Source organism: Caldicellulosiruptor kronotskyensis 2002 (genome assembly GCF_000166775.1).
GTDB classification, from domain to species: domain Bacteria; phylum Bacillota; class Thermoanaerobacteria; order Caldicellulosiruptorales; family Caldicellulosiruptoraceae; genus Caldicellulosiruptor; species Caldicellulosiruptor kronotskyensis.
The window spans coordinates 1,289,565-1,309,949 of sequence record NC_014720.1 but is presented as its reverse complement, the minus strand read 5'-3'; the positions used below and the strand labels follow the sequence as shown (position 1 = coordinate 1,309,949).

At 32.7% G+C, this 20,385-nt stretch carries 17 protein-coding genes and 3 pseudogenes; 6 read left to right on the top strand and 14 right to left on the bottom strand.

The features are described 5' to 3' along the window. The first annotated feature begins 14 nt into the window (after nt 1-14). From CALKRO_RS05760 to CALKRO_RS05745, 4 genes are read left to right on the top strand one after another with little or no spacing between them, the layout of a single operon-like run. Nucleotides 15-434, top strand: a complete 420-nt coding sequence (locus CALKRO_RS05760; protein WP_237699138.1) for a sigma-70 family RNA polymerase sigma factor — start codon at nt 15-17, stop codon at nt 432-434. A gap of 6 nt (nt 435-440) precedes the next feature. Then, complete coding sequence (locus CALKRO_RS05755; protein ID WP_013430118.1) at nt 441-1,589, top strand: anti-sigma factor family protein; 1,149 nt, start codon at nt 441-443, stop codon at nt 1,587-1,589. A 28-nt stretch (nt 1,590-1,617) separates the two neighbouring features. Then, nucleotides 1,618-2,517, top strand: coding sequence for an ABC transporter ATP-binding protein (locus tag CALKRO_RS05750; protein ID WP_013430117.1), 900 nt, complete (start codon nt 1,618-1,620; stop codon nt 2,515-2,517). Further along, nucleotides 2,517-3,371, top strand: a complete 855-nt coding sequence (locus tag CALKRO_RS05745) for an ABC transporter permease (protein WP_013430116.1) — start codon at nt 2,517-2,519, stop codon at nt 3,369-3,371. Before CALKRO_RS05750 ends, CALKRO_RS05745 begins: the two co-directional genes overlap by 1 nt. A 46-nt stretch (nt 3,372-3,417) precedes the next feature. Here the strand turns inward: CALKRO_RS05745 and CALKRO_RS05740 are convergent, their stop codons facing one another. The 4 genes from CALKRO_RS05740 to CALKRO_RS05725 form a co-directional block, all read right to left on the bottom strand. Further along, on the bottom strand, nt 3,418-5,649 hold the full coding sequence (locus CALKRO_RS05740; protein WP_013430115.1) for an ABC transporter permease: 2,232 nt from the start codon (nt 5,647-5,649) through the stop codon (nt 3,418-3,420). Further along, complete coding sequence (locus tag CALKRO_RS05735; protein ID WP_013430114.1) at nt 5,649-6,347, bottom strand: ABC transporter ATP-binding protein; 699 nt, start codon at nt 6,345-6,347, stop codon at nt 5,649-5,651. Before CALKRO_RS05735 ends, CALKRO_RS05740 begins: the two co-directional genes overlap by 1 nt. An 84-nt stretch (nt 6,348-6,431) precedes the next feature. Then, nucleotides 6,432-7,067 (bottom strand): TetR/AcrR family transcriptional regulator, encoded by a 636-nt coding sequence (locus CALKRO_RS05730; protein ID WP_013430113.1) that lies wholly within the window; start codon nt 7,065-7,067, stop codon nt 6,432-6,434. 185 nt (nt 7,068-7,252) lie between these two features. Then, complete coding sequence (locus CALKRO_RS05725) at nt 7,253-7,618, bottom strand: hypothetical protein (RefSeq protein WP_013430112.1); 366 nt, start codon at nt 7,616-7,618, stop codon at nt 7,253-7,255. 445 nt (nt 7,619-8,063) lie between these two features. On the opposite strand from CALKRO_RS05725, the gene CALKRO_RS05720 reads away from it, so the two are divergent. Beyond that, nucleotides 8,064-9,386, top strand: coding sequence for an ATP-binding protein (locus CALKRO_RS05720; protein WP_013430111.1), 1,323 nt, complete (start codon nt 8,064-8,066; stop codon nt 9,384-9,386). 54 nt (nt 9,387-9,440) lie between these two features. Here CALKRO_RS05720 and CALKRO_RS05715 read toward each other — a convergent pair. From CALKRO_RS05715 to CALKRO_RS13530, 7 genes and pseudogenes are all read right to left on the bottom strand, one after another. After that, a pseudogene (locus CALKRO_RS05715) lies at nt 9,441-9,767 on the bottom strand (PD-(D/E)XK nuclease superfamily protein); the annotation flags it as partial. A 114-nt stretch (nt 9,768-9,881) separates the two neighbouring features. Next, on the bottom strand, nt 9,882-10,754 hold the full coding sequence (locus tag CALKRO_RS05710; protein ID WP_013430110.1) for a DNA adenine methylase: 873 nt from the start codon (nt 10,752-10,754) through the stop codon (nt 9,882-9,884). A 187-nt stretch (nt 10,755-10,941) separates the two neighbouring features. Beyond that, a complete protein-coding gene (locus tag CALKRO_RS05705) occupies nt 10,942-11,142 on the bottom strand; it encodes a hypothetical protein (RefSeq protein ID WP_041741608.1) in 201 nt (66 codons plus the stop codon). A 186-nt stretch (nt 11,143-11,328) separates the two neighbouring features. Continuing rightward, nucleotides 11,329-12,213 carry a tetratricopeptide repeat protein gene (locus CALKRO_RS05700; RefSeq protein WP_013430109.1) on the bottom strand — a complete coding sequence of 295 codons (885 nt, stop codon included), beginning with the start codon at nt 12,211-12,213 and terminating at the stop codon, nt 11,329-11,331. Nucleotides 12,214-12,216: 3 nt separating this feature from the next. Further along, a complete protein-coding gene (locus tag CALKRO_RS05695; protein ID WP_013430108.1) occupies nt 12,217-12,765 on the bottom strand; it encodes a hypothetical protein in 549 nt (182 codons plus the stop codon). Between the two features lie 19 nt (nt 12,766-12,784). Further along, nucleotides 12,785-14,179, bottom strand: coding sequence for an ATP-binding protein (locus CALKRO_RS05690; protein ID WP_041741606.1), 1,395 nt, complete (start codon nt 14,177-14,179; stop codon nt 12,785-12,787). 116 nt (nt 14,180-14,295) lie between these two features. After that, nucleotides 14,296-14,595, bottom strand: a pseudogene (locus CALKRO_RS13530) (ISLre2 family transposase); the annotation flags it as partial. 7 nt (nt 14,596-14,602) lie between these two features. Here CALKRO_RS13530 and CALKRO_RS14145 point away from each other — a divergent pair. Further along, nucleotides 14,603-14,800, top strand: a pseudogene (locus CALKRO_RS14145) (ISNCY family transposase); the annotation flags it as partial. On the opposite strand, the gene CALKRO_RS05680 reads toward CALKRO_RS14145, so the two are convergent. The 3 genes from CALKRO_RS05680 to CALKRO_RS05670 all read right to left on the bottom strand — a co-directional run bounded on the left by CALKRO_RS05680 (nt 14,778) and on the right by CALKRO_RS05670 (nt 20,350). Beyond that, a complete protein-coding gene (locus tag CALKRO_RS05680; RefSeq protein ID WP_013430106.1) occupies nt 14,778-15,587 on the bottom strand; it encodes a hypothetical protein in 810 nt (269 codons plus the stop codon). The pseudogene CALKRO_RS14145 and the gene CALKRO_RS05680 sit on opposite strands and share 23 nt — an antisense overlap. A 74-nt stretch (nt 15,588-15,661) precedes the next feature. Continuing rightward, nucleotides 15,662-17,557 (bottom strand): ATP-dependent nuclease, encoded by a 1,896-nt coding sequence (locus tag CALKRO_RS05675; RefSeq protein ID WP_013430105.1) that lies wholly within the window; start codon nt 17,555-17,557, stop codon nt 15,662-15,664. A 126-nt stretch (nt 17,558-17,683) separates the two neighbouring features. After that, nucleotides 17,684-20,350, bottom strand: a complete 2,667-nt coding sequence (locus CALKRO_RS05670; RefSeq protein ID WP_013430104.1) for a phospholipase D-like domain-containing anti-phage protein — start codon at nt 20,348-20,350, stop codon at nt 17,684-17,686. Between the last annotated feature and the right edge of the window lie 35 nt (nt 20,351-20,385).

Below are 20,385 nucleotides of genomic sequence, written 5' to 3'. Positions count from 1 at the left end.
AATACTATCAAAAGGTGCTAAATTACCTGCTATTTACGCTGAAAAGTTCAAAAGAGGCAGAAGACATTACTCAGGAGGTTTTCTACAAGCTCATTAAAAATCCCCCTCGCGAGGATAATATCCAAGGATGGCTTATTACTGTTGCAAAAAATCTTGCAATAAACTACTTAAAATCGCAAAAAAGAACTACTTTCGGAGAAAAGTATCTGCTTTTTTCTCAAGCCCCAGAAGATGATATTGAAATACTTCAAGTCAAAATGACACTTGAAAAACTGCCTGAGGAACAAAGAGAGCTACTAATTTTGAAATACTCCGGATATACATATGAAGAGATAGCAAAGATTATGAATATAAACCCGAATTCTGTTGGCACTATGATTGCAAGAGCTCAAAGGAAGTTCAGAAAAATATATGAAGAGGGGGAAGGAGAGTGATATTTGATGTGCTATAGCGAAGGAAAGCTCCAAGAGCTCATTGATGGGGTGCTTTCTAAAGAAGAAAGTTTGCAAATAAAAAAACATCTTCTTGTGTGCAGAAAGTGCAGAAAACTCTACAATGAACTGAAGGAGACAGATGAGTTTGTATCTACGAAAATGCAAAAAATCCACAATTTAAGCGCAAATAACAAAAAGGGAGGGTTATTGGGTATGCTTAACAAAAATAGAAAGATTATTCTTGCAGCAGCTTTAGCACTTGTCTTTTTAGTCAGCATAATATTTACACCATTTGGAAAGGCTTTGTCAGATGCTTTGAAAATTTTCAGAGCTTCGTCCATAGAGCCAGTTGCAATTACTATTTCCGACCTTCAGGAAATTGAAAGCAAGCTTCAGCAAATTAATGCTAATTCCACGATTGATTTAAAACAATTTGGAAAAATTGATTTTAAAAGCTCAGAAAATAATAGCATATATGTGGAATCATTAAACTCAACTGAATTTGAATCTGCAAAGAACATTTTTAAAAAATACAATATAAATCCCGATGAAATAGCTTATCTTTGGCAAAAAGAAAATATCAAGAGTATGATGATAAACGAGAATCCAAATATAGAATTAAAATTTAAACTTGACATTGACAAAGTAAACCAGCTCTTAAAATCACTTGGCTCCAAAACCCTGCTACCTCAAACACTTGACCAAAAAGAGTTTGTGCTTACTATGGAAGGTGCACTTAATTTAATGTTCTATCCTGTAAAAAATTCTGAAGAGTCCAAAAAAGGCACTGTATATATGATACCCTCATTAGAAATAGGAATTGTAAAAACTCCAAAGTTAACAACCCCAGTTGAATTAGATGAGGTTAAAATATATGAAACAATAGCAAACTTACCGTTTGTTCCAAACAATATAAGGTCTCAGCTTCTTTCAATCAAAGACCCTCTTTCAACACTCCCTGTACCTGTGAACAAGGATCTGTATGATTATAGGAAAATTAAAATTGGAGGCAATGACGGACTGGTTGTCTACCTTAAAAACAATCCTAATGATAGGACAATCGTATGGGTGGACCACAATAATAGTGTAAAATATATTAAAGCAGAGTCTACCTCCGAGCAAAAGCTTCTTGAATTTGCAAATTTGCTAAAATAACTGAAAAATAAAAAGGCAGGGATGATACTTGATACTGAAAACAGAAAACCTTACAAAAGAATATTCGTCTAAAAACGGGTGCTTTAATATAAACCTTGAAATAGAAAAACCTATGGTGTTTGGGCTTTTAGGTCCAAATGGTGCTGGAAAAAGTACACTTGTAAAAACCCTTGTGGGGCTTTTGAGACCCACAAGGGGAAAGGCTTTTTTGCTTGGGAAACCTCTTGATGATATTGTTATTAAATCAAAAATAGGCTATCTTCCTGAAAATTTTAAATACCCTGACTGGATGACAGCTTATGAGGTTATGGAATTTCACTGCCAGCTTTTAAGAATGAAAAACTACAAAAATGAGATTTATTCTCTGCTTGAAAAGGTAGGTATAATTGAACACAAAGACAAAAAGATAAGGTGGTTTAGCAAAGGGATGCAGCAGAGGCTTGGACTTGCAGTGAGTATGTTAAACAGACCTGAGATAATATTCTTAGATGAGCCAACCTCTGCACTTGACCCAATTGGCAGAATTGATGTGAGAAATATAATAATTGAATTAAAAAACCAAGGAACAGCAGTGTTTCTAAACTCACACCTTTTGTCTGAGGTCGAAAAGGTTTGCGACATGGTTGCTATAATCAACAAAGGGTATATCTTTGCGATGGGTACAATTGATGAGCTGACAAGAAAAGCCTTAAAGGTAACTTTTGTGCTGGATAAAGTAGATAGCAAATTATTTGAAATTATGAGTTTGAAAAATATAAATGTCTTGACTCATTTGCAAAATACCTTAGAGGTAGAACTTTCTTCGTATGAAGACATACCCATCCTTGTTGAGGAATTTGTGAAAAGTGGTTATAAGATATACGAAGTTAAAAAATCCCAAGAGCTTGAAAATGTGTTCTTGCAGGTTATAGGAGAGGGGTTTTTCTGATGGCGGCAATAATAAGATACTCTTTTAAAGAATTTGTGAGAAAGAAAATATTTTTGATTACAATTTTGATGTCAGCAGCCTTTTTGTTTCTGTACAGTTGGGGCTTAAAAGAAATAGCAGAAAATCTAAAGCAGCAAAGAGGCATGATGACATTTGCAATGCAGCAGGTTACTGTATTTTCATCGCTTGGGTTTTACTTTTCACATCTGATGGTTGCTTTTTTGGTTGTGTTCGCAACATCAGGTATAATTTCGTCTGAGATTGAAAATTACAATGTGCACACAATCATTGTTCGTCCAATTGCACGTTGGAAATATGTGCTTGCGAGGTACTTAGGTGCCTTGATTTTTATAACTTTATATTCAACTGCAATATTCTTTTGCATCTACACTATCAACAAGACTTTAGGATTTTCAATTGATCACACAATATCACAGGTAGTTTTGGGATGGCTTTTGTTTGAATTAATTGCTATAGTCCTTTTGACAGTTACAACATTTTTCAGCACATTGTTCTCAACCCTTGCAACTGGTATACTTGTTGTACTTCTGTTTGGATTTGCAATGATAGGAGGTTTTTTGGAACAGATTGGCTATGCAATAGCAGATTTTTCAAAGGCATCAACAACACTTCAGACAATTGGTATTGTATCAAGCTTGATCTTGCCAACTGACAATATTTATCGTGAGATGGCAAATATTCTTTTTAAATCCAATTTGATTGACTTTTCAACTATTGACCCATTTGCAGGAATATCAAAAAATAGTATATACATGAGAATATATTGGTTTTTGTACGTATTTGCTTTAATGTATTTAACAATTAAAAGGTTTGACAAAAAGGACTTGACATAACAAAAAGGGCTGAGCTTTTTTCTCTTGCAAGCCAGCCCTTTTGACATCAATCAAGCTGCCCTTTTAATATCTCAACCGGCATTACCCTTGCTATTTTCTGCCTTGCCAAAAACCTTGAAATTAGAAAGACTAAAAGAAGTATTACAAATGTAGACAATACACTCTGCACGCTCAAATCAAGGCTCATTGCAAAATCTATATCTTTTGTCACTGTGCTCATAAGCCCATCCATTGTAATTTTAGATAGTGGAATTCCTGCAACAAATCCTATTAAAAACGAAATATAGTTAAAACCGAGAATCATTTTAAAAATACTTCTTTCACTGTGCCCCAGCATTTTTAAAATTCCTATATTTTTCTTGTTTTCATTTAAAGTCAAAGTAGACAGAACATACACAATCAAAAGAGCAAGCACAGCAGCAATTAGCGCCATCACACCTATAGTCTTTGATAAATCGCCAGCAGATGCCTTTATTGTATTTACAAGCTCAGATTTTGTGTAACTTTCAAAAATTAAGCTCTGTGGAATTTCCAACTTTTCTTTTGAGAATATCCCAATATACTCTCCACTGCTATATCCAAAAAGCTTATTAAAACTTTCAAGTTCCATATACCCATTGTTCCCAACAGGAAGGTTGGCAACTTTTTTCACTTTTAAAGTATATTCTTTGCCTGTAAATTTGTTTTTTAGTTTAATCTTATCTCCTTCGCCAATACCAAGTTTGCTTGCAAGAGGTTTGGTTATGATAAGCTCACTTGACACAGAGATTTCTTTTCCTTTTTCATCATACAGTTTTATCATATCTGAGTTACTTTTAATACCGTAAATTGTAATACTCAGTTTTGTCCCTTCAATGTCAAAAGACAAAATATTGTACGGCTCAGATGTAGCTTTTAACTTAATCTCAGGATGGGCAGAAGAAGAATTCAAAGAATAAAGATAATTGTACTTAAAATTTTTCTCATATGTTCTTTCTATTGCAGTTATGATCGAATCTTTTGCAGTCATACCATACATCATAAGGATTGTTGAAAAGATTATCCCAACTGCCAAAATTAGTTCCCTGCCAATATGACGCCAGCCATATTTTAGCATAATCCTTGTTCCAAACTCAAATCTGTCAAAAAACTTTATTGAAGGAAGCTTGCCAAATTTTATTTCATCAACGCCGTGAAGCATCTGAACAATTGTGAGCTTGAAAAAGTTCTTGATTGCAAGGTAACCTGAAAGAAATATAAATATGGCTGGGAGAAGCATCGCAACAAATATGTGCTGCCATGGCAAAATTGACTTTATCTTTGGTAATGCAAAATATGACCTGTAAAACTGTGCAAAAGGAGATGCTTCAATAACTCCAAGTACAACACCGAAGATAGAACCAAAAAGCCAAATATAAAGTGGAAACCTCATGAAGACTTTTAGTACATCTTTTTGTGTATATCCCATTGAATAGATTGTACCAATTTCAGCATGCATAGTATTTATTACCCTTCGCATGACAATAAAGAGTATAAAAGATGATACAAGAATTATAAAAAGACTGAGTGGCAAAGTTAAGTTCTTTGCATTTTTAACTTTTATCTCTGTATACGTTATTCGCGGATTCTGATCTCTTTGTACAAATTTCAAAAGCCCCCAGTTGTTATTTAAAAACTCTTTAAACTTGTCAATGTTTTCAACTTTACCTTTGAAACAATAATAATGAACAGGAAAAATGTTGAAAAGTCTTCTCATCTCATCTTCATTTATAAGAGCAAAACCAAAATGCTCAGGGTCAGGAAGTAAGTCTTGGTCATTTTTAATGATGTAAATATAATCTGGAAGATAAGCAATGCCTGAAACCTTGAAATTTTCTCTACCGACAGTCAGCACTGACCCTATTTTGAGTTTGTGTTTTTTGTAAAAAGCAGGGTCTATGAGTATTTCGCCTTTTGATGGCATTCTGCCTTTTTCTATATATGGTTTGTTTATTTCTTTTGGCACTGAAAAAACTCTTAAGGTAAAATGGTCATTTTGGACATCAGTAAATAACCTTTGTTCTACATTAATTTTAAATTTTTCTTGTAGAAGTTTTATATCAACCTCTTTTGCAGTAATAAAATTCCCATCTTCCTGATTGTATCTGTTTTTGAACATTTCATAGTTGTAATCTATATCCTGCATTGACACAGCAAAAAGTGTATATGTCATTGTGGCAATAGCAACAAGCAGCATTATAGAAAAGAACTGTAAAAACTCTCTCTTGATTACTCGCAGGGGAATTTTTTTGATGACCATCACCATGTCACCTCTTGAGCAGAAATCTTTTGAGGATTTTTTGAAAATTCTACAAGTCTACCTGACCTCAGCCTCAACGTAGCATCTGCCATTTTAGAAATTGCAAGGTTGTGTGTAATTATCAAAATGGTTGTACCAAACTTTTTATTTACATCTTCTAAAAGTTTTAACACAAGTTTGCTGCTGTCATAGTCAAGAGCACCTGTTGGCTCATCGCACAAAATCAATGCAGGGTTTTTGACAACTGCCCTTGCAATTGCCACCCTTTGCTGCTGTCCGCCAGACAATTCAAAAGGAAATTTGTCCTTTTCAGAATAGACATCCATCATTTTTAATACCATATCAATATCCAAGGGATTTTTGCTAAGATGTGCACTTGAGAGCACATTTTCATATACCGTAAGACCATTTATGAGGTTAAAAAACTGAAATACAAAACCCACATAGTCGCGCCTGTACTCAGAAAGCCTTTTTTGATCCATTGCAGTTATCTCTTTTCTATCTACAAAAACTCTGCCTTCATCTGCCCTGTCAAGCCCGCCAATGATGTTAAAAAGCGTTGTTTTACCTGACCCAGATGGCCCTATCACAGTGTAGATTTTTCCTTTTTCGAGCTCAAAACTAACTTCATCGAGCGCCTTGATTGTATTTTGGCCCATCCTGTAGACCTTTGAAAGATTCTCAACCTTCACAAACACTTAGATTCATCTCCCTTATTTTTTATATTACTACTATATATTATGACTCATTGGTCATATGACTGTCAAGTCATATTTATATTTTTACTTTTTCCCAATTCCTTCTTTTAATAGTGTCCAAAACTGCGACATAGCCTTTTTGAAGTATTCTATATCAATCTCAAGTGTAGTTGACATATTTTGCAGAGCTTGTTCTATTATAAACTTTTTCATATAGAAGCCTGCACCTTCTAAAAATATGGCAATTACGGTCGCATCAATATCATCTCTTATAATCCCTTTTTCTTGGTTGTATTTTATAACTTTTATCAAAAAATCTCTTGACTGTTTTAAAAATCTCTCATTTACTTCATCTTTGAAAGGGGCATCATGTGAAAAAAACGCTCTTTCTATAAGCATGTATTCATATTTTAGTTCTTTCATTGCAAGCCATACACTATTTAACGAATTTTCATAGTACTCAAAAATATTTATACGCCCCATATTAAGGCTTTCAAGAAGACTTAAAAACCTCTGATAAGAAACCTCTATTGTATAAAAGTACATGTCTTTTTTGTTTTCAAAATACTGGTACATACTCCCTTTTGCAACTTTGCACTCTTTTGCAATATCTGATATATCAACCTCATGATAAGGTTTTTGTGAAAAGTACTTTATTAACGTATCTGTTATAAGCTTCCTCTTTTCTTCTGGAAGGTTCAAAAACGTTTGCTTAGGCATAAATCTCACCTCAAGATTATTATGACTTTTTGATCATGTGATGTAAAGAAAATTTTATTTTGATTGAACTCTATGATGCAATATATCAAAAATAACAAGAAGTAAGTTAGCTGTATAAAACAAATGGAGCTGCCTATTCATCTGCTTGGACAGCTCCAGCAATCTTGTCATTGTTATTAGTTTCTTTATCTTTTGCGCTCTTCTCGAACTATATTTTCATTCTTCAACTCTTCTAAAACTTCATTTGGATTTACGCCAAATCTTTCCAAAGAAGCAAGTATCCCCAAACACACTGTCACATGGCAAAATATTTTCTCAGCAAGTTTTTTTCCTTTTTCAATTGTGGAAAACTCTAAATAGCTGTTTAGCTCATTTTCTACATCTTCTTTTGTAGCACTGAACATCTCTTTTAGCTCATCAAATGACCTTGCAGTTGGTACAAGCTTGATAGAAGATTTTTTTGAAAGTTTTGGAAAATGAAATTTCAGATACAAAAGTAAACTTGCTATTCCCCCTATGAATCCTATAAAAAACAAAAAAACATTTGCCAAACTATCACACTCCTTCGAAATTTTATTATACCATAGATATTCATGTTGTTGTTTTGAATTTTACTTCAACTTTTTCAAGAAACATTTAAACTTACATTTTATTAAACTCACCTCCTTTCTTTTGTGTTATTTTCAATTTTCGCAGGAATTTTTATATACTCCGATAGGAAGTGTACTACGCCCGTTTAAGACAAACCTGTCATGCTGCCAAATGACTTGAACAAGAAAGGGAAAATTGTAGCTAATTTCTTATTATATTCAAACCGCTTTTCTAAAAAAGTTCAAATTTTATGCGAAGTTAAAAAAACATAAATACTTATTTTGAATAAAAAGCTTTTCAAAAGACATCTGTTGTCCTAAAATAAAATTAAAAGACAATAGATCATAACTGACTTAAAAACTTTACAAAAGATTTAATTTATAGACAAAAGGAGATATAACAGTGATGAATGAGAAAATAAAGCTCTACAGACTGTGTTTTGAAAACCTAAAAGTCTATCGAAACCTTATTCATGATAATGTTCTTGAAAAGCTGTACAATCTTATCTGCTACATCGACGATGGAAATCAGGATTTTGCAAGAATTGTAAATCTTTATAGCACAGTTTATTACAATCTTTTAGAAGCTGGTAAAGGCTGTAGTTTAAAGGAATACATTATTGAGAAAATTCTCTTTAGCGAAAATACTTTTACGAAATTAGCAGCAAATAGTATTAACAACAGAGCAATAGATGAAAGTCTTAAAAAAGCTGCAGCTTATGATTTAGACTGCCTTGAGTTTATATCAAACTTTTCTGCAAAAGAGATAAAAGATTATTTAAAAGAATCTGCTGCCTTGCCAAACTTTTTAGCTGAAAGTTTTTTAGAGCTCAAAGGCACAAATACCATATTGCACAACATCATTGATAATTCTACAAAAACCATCATTGAAAAATTTTTAAAAAAAACTTGCTGGAGCAGTTTAATTGAGGAGCTTGTAGAATTTCACAGGCAAAATGGCTTTGGAATCTTTGCAAAATACAAAGGTTTTTCATGGGATGGCAAGAAGCTAATTGGCATTGAGAACTTAGACCCAATAAGATTAGATAGCCTTGTAAATATTGACAGGCAGAAGAAGATTGTTGTTGAAAACACCTTAGCGTTTTTAAATGGTCAAAGAGTCAACAATATCCTGCTTTATGGCAGCAGAGGAACTGGAAAGTCATCAACTGTAAAGGCGCTTTTGAACGAGTTTCATCACATGGGTTTGAGAATTGTTGAGGTGTACAAAGACCAACTTTACACTTTTCCGAGGCTAATTAGAATCTTAAGAGATGTCCCGCTTAAATTCATAATTTTTGTAGACGATTTGTCTTTTGAAGACATTGAGGAAAATTATACCAAACTAAAAGCCATTTTAGAAGGGTCTTTAGAGGCAATGCCCCAAAATGTTGTGATATATGCAACCTCAAACAGAAGACACTTAGTAAAAGAAAGGTTTAGCGACAGAAGCAGTCTTTCTGATGATGAAGTGCACTTTAACGACACTTTAGATGAAAAACTTTCTCTTGCTGACAGGTTTGGAATAGTGGTCACATACCCATCCCCAACCCAGCAAGAATACCTTGCAATTGTTGATGAGATTGCAAAGAAAAGAGGAATTGAGATTACAGAAAAGCTTCACAGGCTTGCTCTGCAGTGGGAGATGAATTACAACGGCCGTTCAGCAAGAACAGCTAAGCAGTTTGTTGACTGGTATGAGGCACAGGTTAAAATGGAAAAGGGCTAAGGCACTGACAGATTCGCATTTAGCCCTTTTGAGTTTTTTAATATCTCTCTACTTTTACAGTAATTTTAAATTTGATCTTTTGACAAAATCTTCAAAAGATATTATTTCTACCAAGTTCCCCTCTTTTATATAGTCAACATGTTTTTGATTTAAATAAAAATCTTTTGCTTTCTTAGTATATCCTGTTCCACTAATTATAATATAAGCTTTTTTATACTTTGGATTTTCCTTTAAAATTTTAACCAAGGTGATTATCTCATAAACTATTTTTTGCTCTGCGGTCCCGCGTGTTTGCTGCCATTTAGCACTCATAATTATCTCGTCATTTAAAACAAAATCAGCTTTATATTTATTCCCAAAGAGATCATTGCCAACCACAACTTGTTCTTTAAACGCACCAGGGTAATTTTATAACAATGCTTGTTGAATCAATTTTTCATGAACCTTCCCTGTCCAAGTACCTCTTCCACCAGGCGACACAATAACACCTTCTTTTCAGTAATTAGTTATAATAACTTCTTTATGGCCAATCCTTTTCTCCGCACTTGAATTAATGAGCCTTTTTGCCTCTATTACCTCAATGTTGTAATTTCTATAAAGATCTCTTATAAACTCTGAATCTGAGTTGCTTACCATAACAAAACAACCCTTTTTGCTCAGGTTATCACAAACATTTTTCAGTCTTACTTGTTCCTCTTTTGAAAAACCTGCAACTGTGTAATCAGTAAAATTAGCTGTTTTGGACACAGGCATGTATGGAGGATCGAAATATATAAAATCAAACTCAGAAGCTTTTTTCACTGCTTCTTCAAAGTCTGCATGTAAAATTTCAACAGATCGTAGCATTTCTGAAAAGGCAAATATTTCTTCACTGGTTGGCATTTTAGGATTTTTATATCTTCCAAAAGGAACATTGAATTCGCCTTTTGAATTCACTCTGTAAAGCCCATTGTAACAGTGTCTGTTCAAATAGAGCAATAACACTGCTTTGAGTAAGTTTTCACTTTCAATTGTACTCATATTTTTTATTTTAATAGAATTGTAAAGTTCTCTTGCCTTATAATAATTGTCTTCGGTGTTTTTAAAATCCAAATTTTTAATATAGTAAACTACCTCATCTGGACAATTTTTAATTGCAGTGTAAAGGTTTATGAGTTCAAGATTAATATCCGAAACAACAGCATTCTTTAAAATTCCTCTATTATAAAGCTCTATCAAAAGTGCTCCGCCACCTAAAAAAGGTTCATAATATGTGGAAAAATGGCTTGGCAGTTTTTCAAGTAAACTCTTTATTATCTGCCTTTTACCACCCGCCCATTTCACTATGGGCACAACTTTTTGGCGAAAAAAAGTAATTTGAGTCCTCATTGCAACATCATACTCCAGATTTAAAATTAACTATTGATTTGATTATACCATACATTTGTTTGGTGTGCAAGGATTAATATCTTATTTGATATCAAACAAAATTTTAATCTATGAGTTGCTCTCATACTTAAATTGCCATTAAAATCCTTTCAAATAATCAATAACTATCTGATTTAGCTTAGAATATTCACTTATATTTTTCTGTTCTGACCAGAATTTCTCTTCCTATAAGTCTATTTTTCCTCTTTACTTTCAAATTAGCAGATGAAGTACCGATTTGTTGTTTTTGTTTTACCTCATCGATTGAATTACAGTATATAAAATCTTTCCATGCTTTAATAATAGCAATGCTTGTAGCACACTCCTCATACTCAAAAATCTCTCTCAAAACACCTCATGTAAAGAGATTATAACCTGGAACATTTTTAAGTTGCGAATAGCACTCAAGTCAAAATTTTGTGTTTGATCATCCAAAAAAATCTTTGCACCTGTGTCGAAAGTGCTAATATGACAAGAAAATGTCTCTGGGATGTTCATTTAGTTACTCATATGTAAAGTAAATATGGCAATAATATTAATATTTCCTTTTACAAAATAATCCTATAAAAGCTTTTTTAACAAATTCGCTGAATTTATATACAATCGGCATTACAAATATCATCATATAAATAAAGCCAAATATAGTAACCCAAACAGCAGCCAGTATATACATTTTTATTAGACTTAATAACAAAAAGCCACCCAAAAATAAGATATAAAATAATTCATATGGTAATTTCAAAAAGAGGCGGTTAAAATAAAGCAAAGGTGAGTTTAGCATTTTCAAATACTCCAAAACCATAAGCATATCTTGGTCATTTGGATATTCTTGCCAAGCAAGCTTAGCATAATTATACGCCTTTTTGAAGTTTCCTCTATTGACTTCATACAAAACTAATAATTTATATACACTACCAATTTTACCTGAAGATGTAAACAATTTTTTAATTGTCTTGTTAGCCTTTTCAAAATTTCTATTGTAAAGATTTACAAAAAATTCATTTTCTAAAATTAAATCATTTGTGGGTTCCAAAGACTTGGCATATTTTAAAATTTCTAAGCCCTTTTCAATAAAACCTGTTTCAATTAAAAGTTCGCTGTAACAAGCTAAGACTTCTACATAAACATTATCTATCTTTAAAGCCTGCAAATAACATCTCTCAGCCTGAGAATAATCTTTTTGATGGTGATAAATCTGCCCTAAAACAGCCCATGCAACTTTATTATTAGAATCAATTTTCAGAGCTTCTTTAGCATAATCTTCTGCTTTTTTCAGATTACCAGATTCCAATTCTATAGCTGAAAGTTGAATATATGCTTCTGCATTTAAAGGGTCTTCTTGTAAAATGTTTTGAATAACTTCACGTGCTTTTTTATAATTTCCACTTTCTAAATAATGCAAGACAAGGTCTCCCCGCATATCTCATGACCCCCATACTAATTTAGCAACTACCGCTCCTATAGCTAATCCTATGCCTACTTGTATTATAATTCCTACAAACACAACAGCTGCCATTGATTTGTAAAAACCATTTTTTACAGCATTATAATATACAATCTGTCTCTTTTCTAAGATTCTATAAAGGAGTAAATATAGTACATTAAATAATCTTACAATAATTTTCCTGTAAGATTTAATATCATTTCTTTTTTCATTCGCAATCTCATTTGATTTCTTTAACCGTTCTCTGATGTCAACAATTTGCTCTTTAGTCTTTCTCTCTCTTATTGCTGTAATTGTTTCATAAGTAATAACACAAGCTTCAGCGGCATATAATAGAATAGCTAATAATACAAATAAACTAATTATTTTCTTGCTGACACCCATTGTCTTTAAATTTCCAATACAAACAGCTGCTAAAGGTATAATGCCCGCAAGAATAGCTACCCACCAAAAGTTTTGAGATTTATAAATTCTTTTACTCTCATAATTTCCTAATACGGGTTCAAAAAGTTTCTGGTTCCTCTCCATCTCTTCTCACCACCCATATTTATAAATGTTTGCAGTATTTGTTAATAAACTTTGCAACATCATCAAACCTTCCATCTTCATTTGCGAAAGTAATATAGTTTTTCATGATGCGCAGCCATTCAATAGTTGAAGGTTTAACCTTTTCAATTGCTTTAAGCAAATCTTCAGTAGTTATTCCTCTTTCTTTCCCTCCACTCAATATGTCATCTATAATTGCTTCTGCAGCAGTTTCTACTACATTTTCAATATCTGCTCCTGAGAAAAAAGAAGTCCTTTGCGCTAATAAATCGTAATTTATCTCACCATCCACAGGTCTTCCCATCAACTTTACTCTGAAAATTTCTTTTCGAGCTTCTAAATCAGGAGGTGGAACAAATATCAGCCTGTCAAATCTTCCTTGTCTTAATAAAGCCATGTCTAAATCCCATGGAGTATTGGTAGCACCAATAATAAGTATTCCTTCATTTTCAGATTTGAATCCGTCCATCTGCAACAGTAATTCATCTGTGAGCACTCGGAAGGACTCCTGTCTTTGTTTTACTCTGCTATAGCCAAATGTATCAACTTCATCAAAGAAAAGTACACACGGTTTGTGAAAGCGAGCATACTCAAAAACTTCTTTCAAGTTTTTTTCGCTTTGCCCAAGATATGGATCAAGTATATCAGAAATGTTAACAGCTAAAAAAGGCAAATTACACTCACCTGCTAAAGCCCGTGCAAAAAATGTCTTGCCACAGCCTGGTGGCCCATAAAAGAGAATACCTCCACCTATCCTTTTCCTAAATTTCTGGAAAATAGATGGATTAAAAAGAGGTTTTATAATCCTTATAGTTAGTATGTTTTTTAGCTCCTCATAGCCGCCGATATCACTAAAAGTAATCTTTTCTTCTCTTTCTTTAATAAATTTGTATATTTCTCTTTTAGTTTTAAAAACTTGAAAGTCAATAACATTTTCTAAATATTTATCATTATCGCTTGCTTCTTCGACTTCTTCAAATTCCTCTTCTAATTCTTCCCTTTCAGCTTCTTCATATTCCTCTTCTTTCACAATTTCTTCATCCTCATCAAATTCATCATTTGCCTCAAATTCATGGTCTACTTCTAAGCACTCTTTTTGGGAATTTGAATACTCTTCAATTTTCACCACCTTTTCGTCCTCTTGTATATCTGAAATTTTAGAATTCTCTTTTAAATCCATTTGTGGAGCCTTCTCTTCTTTAACAACACTACTCATAGCCTCTACAATTAAAAGCTTAAGATCTTTCTCATTACAATTCTTCAACGCTGCTATAAAATAATTCATAGCAGCAGTACTATCACCATTTTCCGCATATTCAAGTCCAAGCAAATAAAGTACTTCACTTTTTTCAGGCATTTCTTGAAGTAATTTTTGAAGCACTTCTATCTTACTCATTTTATTTTTATATCTTGTATATAAAATTTGCTTTAATTATATACTATACTTGGACAACATGTCAATATGAGGATTAAAAGCGATAGTGTTAAGAAGTTTGTAGGAAAATCTTTTTATTAAAATACTATTGCATTTAAGAAATCTCCAGTACTTAAGGTTTTCAATACCCTAAACAATAAACCAACTTTTCCTCTCTCCAGAATTGGTATATTATTCCTTGTTTCCTCAACCTACTCCTTTATCCTCTTAATATTTTTTCTCATGATCTCTTTCACTACTTATTCACTTCTGTCTCTCTTTTCTGCCTTCGGACAAATCTCATTTAAATACGCCTTTCTTAAGTTTACACCATTATACTTCAAGCTCAATAACTTTACCATAATCTTTGCTCCTTCTTCGCTCCATCCTCCTTGTCTTTAACTCATCGACCCACAGATAAAAAATTGTGTCAAAGATTTCTACCCCTTTGAGAAGTTTGAAGGGTGACAAAGAAGCAGGAACAGGAGTATGTATTAGTTAGGTTTTTACAATGGGTATAAATTACATCTAATTGAATTACATGTAATAGTAACTGTTAAAATTAATATTTATGGAATAATTATTTATTCAACAACTTTAAATTTTGTTTAGAAGCTTTTTCTATTGTTTTTCCAATAACAAAACTTGTAAATATTATATCTAATATTTTTCCAAAATAAAATTGTAGAAGCGATATTTTACATAAAAATTCCTTACTGGGAAATTCATAAAAATAAGGTATTGCTATTTTAAGAATTTTAATGTAATTTATGTTCTCGCTATTAAGGTTTAAATGATAAAATGTAAAAGCATAATAAACACCAAAATATAAACCTGTGATACAAATCACTAAGACATAATAAAATAAAATTGCTAAAATACCGACTATAAAAGACGAACACTCTAAAGCTAACTTAACATATGAGATAAGCAATATAATTAAAGAAACACTTACAATAAAAAATATCCCAAAGTATATATTAGGATTTAATCCTATTTCCATCCATATCAAAAGCCATATCAGCAAAAACATGACACAAAGAGGAATAGTAATAATTTCAATTATAGGGTCTTGAGCTTCTTTTAATGTATTTCTTGGAATATTAATCATTAATATAACAATATAACTTAAAAAAGTTAATCCTAAAAAGCGTTTTATGATAAAAGAGAGTGTAATTGTAGTAAAACTTTCTTGCATAAATTTTTCAAATATTATGAGTACTATGAAAAAAAAGATTGCTAACCCAAAACTTATAAATAATGATCTTAATAATATTTCATGGAATATTTTTGTTTTTTCATTTTTCATTATTTTTTTGATAAGATTCATAAATTTTTGAACATTTTGAACAACACATAAATAAATTTTGTAAATTTCCCTCTTTACCATATCTTTTCTCCTCGCTTAAAGACAAGAACAACTTTACTTAATAACTGATAAAGAAGACTCATTGGTATTATAGTTTATTCCTCTCGTAATTTTTCAAATAATTTATTAACCTCAAATGGTATTTCACTAACCTCACAGTTCTTTGCCAATTCAGGTAAAATACATCCTTTTTCTATCGATAAATCAACTTGATTTCGGTCGAAGATACTATTTATAAATTCCTTAATTTCCTCACTATATTTTGTTTTTTTGTCACCACTTAGTTTTTTACGCAAATTTAAAACCCATTTATCAATTTCACTTATTAAATCAGGAGTAATAATATCATTTATAATTTTTTGGATAGTTCTTTTAATCGTTTCATCAGTAAATGCATCTTCAAATTCTTTTTCACCCACGGAAATAACATCTAAAACAATGTTTCTTTTTTTGCATTCTCCAATAAATTTGCGAAAACTGTGATTCGGATTGTTCCAAATATCATTGTCTATAAACACATACAACTTGATATATGGCATAAACTCTTGTATTATTCTACAAAATGGTTCCGCTTTGTCACATCCCTTAATGTGAATTATCTTTATCAAATCATTGTACAACATCCTATCATATAATTTTTCATAAAGGATATTCAATGCTTCTTCATCTGTCGATCCTTCTACAAGCACTACTTTTCTGGTAAAGAATAAATCGCTATTTTCTATTCCTAATTCCCTAAACAGTTCTCTTATTTCATCCTCTGCTCTTTCATTCATAAATGATTTTTCAACTTTCGTTTCCCCATTTATTTTTTCAAACAACACAATTTTTTTCGGCAAAACATAGTTAATTATAAAGGGCGAATGTGTTGTCATTACTATCTGGTTATCCATCTTTAACTTTTCAATAATTGACATCAACTCATATTGCGCTCTCACATGTAAATGCGTATCGGGTTCATCAAAAAGATAAAGAATAGGCTTCTTAAAATCCTTTTTTTCTGCATATTTAAGTAGTGCTAATGTCATTCGTCGTTTTGTTCCATCACCTTTTTTGGTTAGCATTATTCCCTGGTCATTATTATCTTCATTTAAAAACACTTTAATCTTAATACTTTTGCTTATATTCTTTTCAATTCCATCCAATTCATGTAATAAACTTATTCTTTTAACTTCTGGAAGAAAATTTTTTATATCTTTTAATAAAAGTTCATTTATTTCTTTTTCTTTGTCTTTAATAATGTTTTCAATTTTTCCGTTTATAATTTCAGAAATTTTTTTATCATACTCACCAATTTTTATAGGTTCATCAAGTATACCCATTAAACTTTCTTCTAAATATAATTTATACAAAATATCATCTACATTATAGAATGTTTTTCCATCAAGATATAAAAAATCAAAATATTCATATAAATAATCATCAAGTCTATCTATCTCAACAGAAATTTTTTCTTTATTAATAATTTCTTCTTTCTTCTCTTCTAATATATCACTGAATTTTTTTCTTAAAGTCTCTAAGCTACTACGAGAACCAATATTACCACCCAATTGGCTTATAACTTTTTTTAATTTTTCCTCACTTAAATTGTTGACTAAGTCTGGATTTTGAATGTATTCTCTAAATTCATCTGTCGATTTACATAGGCATAATAAAGGATCTTCATTTAAGTCTTTTTTTATATACTCTACAACGTCTCCATTTGAAAGCTCAATTCTTATTCTAATTGGTTCATTTATAAAATCACTTTCGTTTTTTTCATGCTCACTTTTTCTTACAAAAAAATCTCCTTCTTCTATTTCTAACTTTTTATCCTGCTTTTTCGCTTTATTATTCACACTAAAAATTATTCTAAAAACATCTAAAAAAGAAGACTTACCACTATCATTTTCGCCAACTATCAATGTTAAGTCTTCTTCCAAACCTATTTCAGTTCCTTTAAAACATCTAAAATTTTCTACTACAACTTTGGATATATAAACTTTTCCCACTTAACTTCCACCTCTCAGCTTCGAATACCTATTTGGAATCTTATAAATATTTTATCACTAAAATCTTAATTATTTGTCGAACTTTGTCGAAAAATATACTATATAACTGCATAACTGCAAATGTCACTATTTCCACCCCCTACACAACCACTCTTTCCTTTGCTCATTGTCCAAAATTCTTTTACAACTTTCCCAGTCGACTTTTTCGACATGTTCCTTATATTTTATATCAAATGGATGTTCGGAATTTAGTATCTCAACCGTTTTGACAATTTCCATCCACTCATCTTTTATAATCTCTGGAAGTGATCCAATCATGTCATATGTAGCTTTTATTCTGCCAGACAAAACCGCATGTATCTTATCTTCAATAGAATCTTTGTATCTTAAGTTATACACATAAACCTTATCAAATTGCTGACCTATTCTTTTTATTCTTCCCTGGCGCTGCTCAAGTCTTATTGGATTCCATGGAAGGTCAACGTTTATAAGAGCACCAAGTGTTTGCAAGTTCAAACCTTCTGCAGCGGCATCTGTTCCAATCATAAGTTTAATTTTACCGTCTAACACAAGCTCTTTTATCTCATCCCGTTCTACCTTTGAATAAAATCCATTTTTGATAATGCCAGATTTATCACCACCCGCATAAATTGCTATGTTCTTGTCTGGCATAGCTGAAGACAACTTTTGTGCAATGGTCCAAGCTGTGTCAAAGTACTCAGAAAAGATTATGCAGCCTCTTTCAAGCCACCCCATGTCGTTTAAGATATGCAAAATTTTGTTTAGCTTTGGGTCTTTGTCTTTGTTATATTCAAGAAGATCTATTATTTCTTCCAAACAGAAAAGCTCATCCCTGCCTGTGATACTAATTCTATCAGGCATTTCATCGTCTTCATCCTCTTCAGAAAAGTCGTCTTTAACAATTGCTCTCTTTTCATAAATTGCTTTCGCAGTGTTCAAGCCTGCTTGCATAGAAGAGCCCATCCTTCGCAAAAGTAGTGTCTTGTAAAACCCTTTCGCGCCTGTTTTCTGCCTCAGTAAATTTGTAAATTCTTCAGCATATTCATAAGCTTTTTTGAGTGGTGCAGAAAGTACAAGACCTTCATCATCACCTTCACCAAAAAGGACAACATCAATCTTCTTAAGATACGGCTCACCTGTTTCTGGATCAATTGTATTTTCAAGTGTACTTCTTTTTCTCTTGACAATATGTCTGATAAAAGGATTATACTTTTCCATGAAGTTTTCTTCTATAAGCTCATCTACGATATCCTGCTGGGATGGCAAAAGTGCATCATAATCATCATATGAAACATACTCATCGTCACCCATACCAAGTGATCTTCTGAGTTTCCCAATTGTAAATGGATTTTCACTTGAGGGAGGCAGAGGATTTCTTATCCAGCTCCAGTAATAAGCCTTACTTGAAATTTCTTTTTCTCCCCTCACATAATCAATTCCTTCTAAAGGTCTCAGTTGCCACAGGCTAAATGCATCGCCTAAAACCTTTTGAGATCCCTGTGCTAGTATATACAGAAGGTCCCAACCCTCAATGGGATGTAGCTGAATTGGAGTTGCAGTTGCTAAAATCATTGTCTTTGTCTTTTGTGATAGCTCAAGTAAAAACTTCATAAGGTTATTAGGCTCTGGCTTTTCAGCAGGCTTATTTAAATTTTGGCGCCTTGCCCTGTGCGCCTCATCAACAATTACACATTCATACTCAAGGTCCAAAAGAGGCTTTACAATATCCGAATTAGAGGTAATCAAGCCTTGTGAAATTATTCCTATTCGCCTTGGACACTGTAAGATTGGAGGTATGCCATTTGCCTGTGCCCTGTACTCTTGCCCTGTTTCAACTATCCATCTTTTCCCATCCCACACAGCAGAAGGTATATCAAATATTGTTTTGAGCTCATCCTGCCACTGCCATAAAAGTGTCTTTGGAACAATTATTAAAACAGGTTTGTCTCCATAGAGCGCTGTTAGCTGAGCAATCATACCAAGCTGGGCGGTTTTGCCAAGTCCAACCTCATCTGCAAGAATGTATCTTGCTCCATCTTTGCAGTGCTCTTCAAACACCATTTTTACAAAATACTTTTGGTGATTCCAAAGCCCAAAACCTTCCCGGTAAACAGGTGCTTCTATCACAGGAGATGCAGGATCAGGCTCTTTTTTCCACTCCTCAATGTTAACTATATTTCTTTCTGCCAATCTTCCTATATTTTCAATTATCAAATCACAAAGCTCACAAGCATAAGGATTATTCCAGAAAAAGTCAAACTCATTTTGCACCCATTCCACGCTCTCAATACTGTCATCTGCCCAAAGTATCTCGTAGTTGCCTTTCCAGGCAGGTAGGGTTTCATTGACACTCCCAACAAATGCAATCTTTCTACCATCTGATAGATTTATGACACCGGCTTTGCCATGTACAAGTCCATACAGATCATTTGGTACAACTCTTACCTGAAGTTTACCGCTTTTCAGAAGTTCATAGAGTTTTTTAAACCTCTCTGGAAACTGTTCAGCCTTAAGCTCAGGTTTTGATTTGAACCATTCCCTGACAAGCTTTTGTTTTGCAAGTTTTGCCACCAAAACGTCCTTGCTCTCAACCTCAGAGTTGCAAACAACCCTTGCAACTCCTTCTATACTCTCAATTGCTTCACCTGCTATCTCTAAGATAGATGAGCTAAAGTAGCCAGCAAGTCTATCATAGCTTTTAGCATTTTTCAGGTGTTTGTTTAAAAATCCCTCTGCAAGGTCAATAAGACGTGACGAATATCTTTCAAGCATATTTTACAAAAAGGCAATACCCCGCACCCTTTTTC